This window comes from Streptomyces rhizosphaerihabitans, from assembly GCF_025399795.1.
GTDB classification, from domain to species: Bacteria; Actinomycetota; Actinomycetes; order Streptomycetales; family Streptomycetaceae; genus Streptomyces; species Streptomyces rhizosphaerihabitans.
Window position 1 is genome coordinate 1 of sequence record NZ_JAODTZ010000186.1, and the last position, 476, is coordinate 476.

At 66.4% G+C, this 476-nt stretch carries 1 protein-coding gene; it reads left to right on the forward strand.

Annotation, left to right across the window (positions count from 1 at the left end; translation table 11 throughout):
* Positions 1-24 precede the first annotated feature (24 nt).
* Positions 25-476, forward strand: a 452-nt coding sequence (locus N4G66_RS45330) for a sigma-70 family RNA polymerase sigma factor (RefSeq protein WP_261710171.1), incomplete at its 3' end; no start/stop codon positions are given.

Here is a 476-nt window from a genome sequence, read left to right on the forward strand (position 1 = left end):
TGGATCACGCAGGAGGGGACGAGCATGACAGTGACCGAGACGACCGGGGCGCAGGCCGTCGTGCTGCCGGAGATCAGTGACCCGTCGCAGGTCGCTCCGAAGGACGCCCGAGAGCTGTCGAGGCTGTTCTTCGACCAGCTCGCCGTCCTGGAAGAGGGCACGCCCGAGTACCAGTACGCGCGCAACACCCTCATCGAAATGAACATCACCCTCGTCCAGTTCGCGGCCTCGCGTTTCCGCAGCCGCGGCCAGGACGAGATGGAGGACATCGTCCAGGTCGGCACCATCGGCCTCATCAAGGCCATCGACCGTTTCGAGCTGTCCCGCGAGGTCGAGTTCACCTCCTTCGCCGTCCCCTACATCGTCGGCGAGATCAAGCGCTTCTTCCGCGACACCACGTGGGCCGTCCACGTCCCACGCCGACTGCAGGAAGCACGCGTGGCGCTCGCCAAGGCCACCGAGGAGCTCCGCAGCCG